We start from the raw sequence: 5,549 nt of genomic DNA on the forward strand, positions 1-5,549 counted from the left end.
TTCGCCGGGGCCCTGCGCGACGTCGGCTATCAAGGGCCGCTCGTCATCGAGTCGTTCACCGCGCACAACCAGACCATCGCGACCGCGGCCTCCATCTGGCGGCCCCTCGCCGAGAGCCAGGACGCGCTCGCCGTGGACGGCCTCGCCTACCTGCGCACCCTGTGATCAAGGTGAAAGTTTCATACTTATTTAGCGCCGAGGAGACAGCGTGGCACTGGCCACACTCTCTGCATCTGCGGATATCCGAAAAGGGCAGCGAGGCTTTGGCCCAGTAGAAGCAGAAAGATGGACATGGATTCGCTGGATAAACATGCTTGACACCCGTGTTTGACTCGACCTATTTTCGTTGCGAATCGATTCGACATCTGTCGCATGGTCAGGCCCCGACCGCCCGGATCGATGGGTGGGCCACTGCTGAAGACGACCGGCATCGGCCGGGACGACGCATGCCTTCCCACCCTTCGACTCCGACCGTTGCCGGTAACCCCCCAGGAGATCCTTCATGCGAACATCACGCCTCCTTCACGTCCTCGCCGCAGCCTTATTAGGGCTGTGGCTGTCCGCGGTGCCGCTGGTGGCACACGCGGCCGCTCCCCAGTTCAAGGTGCTGCTGTTCACCAAGACCGCGAGCGGCGCCTACCGGCACGACTCCATCCCCGCCGGTATCGCGATGTTCCAGCAGATGGCGACCGACAACAACTTCCAGCTCGACCAGAGCGAGGACTCCGCCGTCTTCACGACCGCGACCCTGAACACCTACGACGCGGTGATCATGTTCCAGACCAGCGGCATGGTCTGGGACAACGACGCCCAGCGTCAGGCCTTCCAGGCGTACGTGCGCGGCGGCCACGGCGTCGTCGCGATCCACAACGCCACCGACATGAACATCGAGGCGCAGTTCCCCTGGTGGGACCAGGTTGCCCTGGCCGGCGCGCACATGACCGCGCATTCATCGATCCTGCAGGGCACCGCCAAGGTGGCCGACAAGGTTCACCCCTCCACCAAGGGGCTGCCGGATCGCTGGGTGCGCACAGAGGAGTGGTACAACTTCGACAAGAACCTGCGCGGCTCGGTGCACGTGCTGGTGACCGCCGACGAGACCACCTATGACGCGGGGCCGAACAAGATGGGCGCCGACCACCCGATCTCCTGGTGTCACAACCCGGAGGGCGGCCGGGTGTGGGCCACCGCGATGGGCCACCAGGCGTCCTCCTATTCGGAGTCGTCGTTCAAACAGCACCTGCTGGGTGGGGTGAAGTGGGCGGCGGGCGCGGCGCCGGGCGACTGCGGCGGCACCGTCGCGGCCCGGTTCCAGAAGGTGACCCTCGACGGCGCACCGGACCAGCCGATGGAACTGGACGTGGCCGGCGACGGCAGGGTCTTCTACATTTCGCGCTCGGGCAAGGTGAACCTGATCCCCGCCAACGGCGGAGGCACGCGCGTCATCGCCACCCTGTCGGTGTACGACGGTGGCGAGGACGGCGGCATCGGGTTGGCGCTGGATCCGAACTTCGCCACCAACGGCTGGATCTACGTCAACTATTCGCCGTCCAATGCCGGTGAGGTGAACCGGGTGTCGAGGTTCACCTTCAACGGCACCAGCCTCGACCTGGCGAGCGAGAAGAAGATCATCGAGGTTCCGGCGTACCGCAACGTCGACGAGCCCGGCCACACCGGCGGCTACCTCGCCTTCGGGCCGGGTGGGAACCTGTACATCGGCCCGGGTGACGACACCAATCCCAACGGTTCCAGCGGCTACGCCCCGATCGACGAGCGGCCGGGCCGGGAGCATTACGACGCCCAGCGGTCCGCGGCCAACACCAACGACCTGCGCGGCAAGATCCTGCGCATCCACCCCGAGGCAGACGGCACCTACACGGTTCCGTCCGGCAACCTGTTCGCGCCCGGCACCGCCAAGACGCGGCCGGAGATCTACGCGATGGGCTTCCGCAACGCGTTCCGCTTCTCGGTCGACAAGGTGACGGGCTGGATCTCGGTGGGTGACTACGGCCCCGACGCCGGCGCCGCGAACCCCAGCCGCGGTCCCGAGGGGACCGTCGAGTGGAACCTGATCAAGCAGCCGGGCTTCTACGGCTGGCCGTACTGCGTCGGCAACAACATCCCGTTCAACGACTACAACTTCGCCACCAACACCTCCGGCGCGAAGTTCAACTGCTCGGCACCGGTCAACGACTCGCCCAACAACACCGGGCTGACCAATCTGCCCGCGGCCAAGCCCGCGACCGTCTGGTACAACTACCACGCCTCGGCCGAGTTTCCGGAGATCGACTGCTGCGGCGGTGCGGCCCCCATGGGCGGCCCGTTCTACCGCTACGACCCGGCCGCCACCTCTGACCGCAAGTTCCCCGAGTACTTCGACGGCACGCCGTTCCTCTACGAATGGAGCCGAAACTTCGTCAAGGAGCTCCGGCTGGACTCCTCGGGCAACCTCCTGAAGATCAACCCCTTTGTGGCACAGCTCGCCCCGCATGCGCCGATCGACATGAAGTTCGGTCCGGACGGCGCCCTGTACATGGCCGACTGGGGCAACGGGTTCGGCCACGCGAACACGGATGACAGCGTCTACCGGGTCGACTACGTTGCCGGAAACCGCGCACCCCTGGCCAAGGCGAGCGCCAACCCCGACTCGGGTGCGGCGCCGCTGACGGTGGCGTTCTCCTCGGCCGGCTCGTCCGACCCCGACGGCGACGCGATCACCTACGCGTGGGACTTCGGCGACGGCGGCACCTCCACCAGCGCCAACCCGTCCCACACCTACAACGCCAACGGGACGTACACGGCCAAGCTGACCGTACGGGACTCCGGCGGGAAGACGGGCAGCGTCACGTTGTCCATCGCCGTCGGCAACACCCGCCCCAAGGTCGTCTTCTCGGCTCCGCCCGACGGCGGGTTCATCGACTTCGGCGACCAGGTGGCCTACACGGTGAACGTCACCGACCCCGAGGACGGCGCCGTTGACTGCACCAAGGTCAACGTGATCACCGCGCTCGGCCATGACCAGCACGCCCACGACACCGGCCAGTACACCGGTTGCTCCGGAACGGTCACGACCACCGCCTCCGGCCATGACGAGGCCGCCAACGTCTACTACGCCCTGTCCGCCGACTACACCGACAAGGGCGGCCTGAAGGGCAGCGCCGGCGTCACCCTGCAGCCCAAGCACAAGCAGGCCGAGCACTTCACCGGCTCGTCCGGAATCCGGATCGTCGACGAGCCCGGAGCCGAAGGCGGCAGGCGCATCGGCGACATCTCCAACAACGACTGGATCTCCTTCGGGCCGGTCAACCTGTCGGGGATCGACACGGTGTCCTTCCGGGTCTCGGCACCGTCCAACACCGGGGCGTCCATCGAGTTGCACGCCGACTCGGCGACGGGAGCCCTCATCGCCTCCAGCCCGGTGCCGGCGACCGGGGGATGGAACACCTACGTGTCCCTGCCCGCGGTGCAGGTCACCGATCCCGGTGGCAGCCGCAATGTCTACGTCGTGTTCAAGTCGCCGTCCGCGAACTCGTTCGACGTGGACTCGTTCACCGTCAACGGCAAGGGCGTCGGGCAGGGCGACGGCTCGCCTCCGGGCAGCACCAGCGCGCTGCGGGGTGTGGGATCGAACCGGTGCCTCAACGGCGCCTCGCAGACGAACGGCACACAGGTGCAGATCTGGGACTGCAATGGGCAGCCCGGCCAGCAGTGGACGTCGACCGCCGCAGGCGAGCTGCGGGTGTACGGCAACAAGTGCCTGGACGTGAACGGCGGCGGGACGGCGGACGGCACCGCCCTGATCGTCTGGGACTGCAACGGGCGGAACAACCAGAAATGGCGGTTCAACGCCGATGGCAGCATCACCGCCGTCGGAGCGAACAAGTGCCTGGACGTCAGCGGCGCCGGCACCGCCAACGGCACCAAGGTGCAGATCTGGGCCTGCAACGGTCAGAACAACCAGAAGTGGACCCGCGTCTGAACGCCCTGTGACGTCCGGACCCTGGAGCCGGCCCTTCTGCGGCGGCTCCAGGGTCCGGACGGCGGGGGCGTCATTGCCGGACAGAAGCGTCGGCCAGGTCGGCACCACGAAGGGTCCGTGCGGTGGTACCGCTGGAGGAGAGCATCGCGATGCCGGCGTCCGGGATCATGAACGCGGCCCGTTGACCCGTGTATGCCGCGCTTCGGCTCAGGCGGGCGGGAGGCCGGGAGGCCCGGTGCTCTCGCGTACGACGAGTTCGGTGGCCAGCTCGACGCGGCTCTGCGGCAGTTGCTCGCCATGGGCCAGGGTCAGCAGCATCGAGGTTGCCGCGGCGGCCATCTTGGTGAGGGGCTGGCGGATGGTGGTCAGCGGTGGGATGGTCCACCGCACCGACGGCATGTCGTCGAAGCCGATGACGCTGAGATCGTCCGGGATGCGCAGGCCGAGCTGATGGGCCGCGTGGTAGACGCCGATGGCCTGGCCGTCGTTCGTGGCGAAGATCGCCGTTGGCCGGTCGGGCAGGCGCAGCAGACGGTGCGCTTCGGCCAGGCCGCCCTCGATGAAGAAGTCCCCCCGGCCGATCAGCTCCGGGTCGACAGGCACGCCGGCCATGTCGAGGGCGGTGCGGTAGCCGTCGAGACGGGCCCGGCTGGACAGCGCGGAGTCGGGCCCCGCGATGATGGCGATGCGGCGATGTCCGAGCTCCAGAAGGTGGCGGGTGGCCGTGAGCCCGCCGGTCCAGTTGCCGGCGCCGACCGATGGAATGTTCCGCGCGGGAGTGTCGGCCGGATCCAGCAGGACCAGCGGGATCTCGCGGCGGGCGAGTTGTCCGTGCTGGGTCTCGGTCAGGCCGGAGAACACCGCGATCACACCGCTCGGGCGGCGCCGCAGCACGCCCTCCAGCCAGGCGTCTCCGGCGGTGTGGTCACGGCGCAGGTCCGATATCCCCACCATGAGGTCGTGCTCACGCGCGACCTCCGCCACGCCTTTGGTGATCTCGACGGGATAGTCGCCCTCGAGAGCGTGGAAGACGAGCTCCACCTGGGCCGTCGGCATGGAGCGGCGGCGCTGGCGGCGGTAGCCGTGCCGGCGGATGAGCTCCTCCACGGCGGCGCGGGTTTCGGACGACACCGCGGAACGGCCGTTCACGACCTTGGAGACCGTCGCGGTGGAAACTCCGGCCAGCTCGGCGAGCTGAGCGATGGTGAGAGCAGACGACTCCGTGGTCATGGCGGCAGTTTAGTCACGGAGTCCGGGGAGGCCGGCAGTGCCGAGGCGACGGCGACCGTGTCCGTGCCCGTGCACGGCAGGCCGGTGTCGTGGTCGTGCTGTGGGCCGCCCGCTCCTGCCGTTGACGGAGGGGCGGCCCGGATCGCCGGGCCGCCCGGAAACGGTGTTCCAAGCCGTCTCACCGAAGGGCGCGAGCAGGCGGCCCTGCCATGCCGGCTCCGAGCCGGAGCCGTGTCATGCCGTCAGCGCTGCAGTGTCAGCAGACCCGGCCGGTAGGGCAGGAGGCCGTAGTCGCCGCCGGAGTTGGGGCTGCGTCCCTGGTAGAGCAGCTGCAGGTTGC

At 68.2% G+C, this 5,549-nt stretch carries 2 protein-coding genes and 1 pseudogene; 2 read left to right on the forward strand and 1 reads right to left on the reverse strand.

Translation table 11 applies throughout. The features are described 5' to 3' along the window. Positions 1–165: pseudogene (locus ACFKCF_RS61350) on the forward strand (sugar phosphate isomerase/epimerase); the annotation flags it as partial. Positions 166–502: 337 nt separating this feature from the next. Continuing rightward, the gene (locus ACFKCF_RS61355; protein WP_394506721.1) at positions 503–3,979 is read left to right on the forward strand and encodes a ThuA domain-containing protein; all 3,477 of its coding nucleotides are present in this window, start codon (positions 503–505) and stop codon (positions 3,977–3,979) included. Positions 3,980–4,186: 207 nt separating this feature from the next. Here the strand turns inward: ACFKCF_RS61355 and ACFKCF_RS61360 are convergent, their stop codons facing one another. Next, entirely contained in the window at positions 4,187–5,209 is a 1,023-nt protein-coding gene (locus ACFKCF_RS61360; RefSeq protein WP_394506723.1) for a LacI family DNA-binding transcriptional regulator, read from the reverse strand. Positions 5,210–5,549: the final 340 nt, after the last annotated feature.

It is taken from the genome of Nonomuraea sp. JJY05 (genome assembly GCF_043496855.1).
GTDB lineage: Bacteria > Actinomycetota > Actinomycetes > Streptosporangiales > Streptosporangiaceae > Nonomuraea.

Excerpts from the sequence above, each read along its gene's own strand:
- ACFKCF_RS61355 (WP_394506721.1), top strand. The coding sequence starts at position 503 with ATGCGAACATCACGCCTCCTTCACGTCCTCGCCGCAGCCTTATTAGGG.
- ACFKCF_RS61360 (WP_394506723.1), bottom strand. The coding sequence starts at position 5,209 with ATGACCACGGAGTCGTCTGCTCTCACCATCGCTCAGCTCGCCGAGCTG.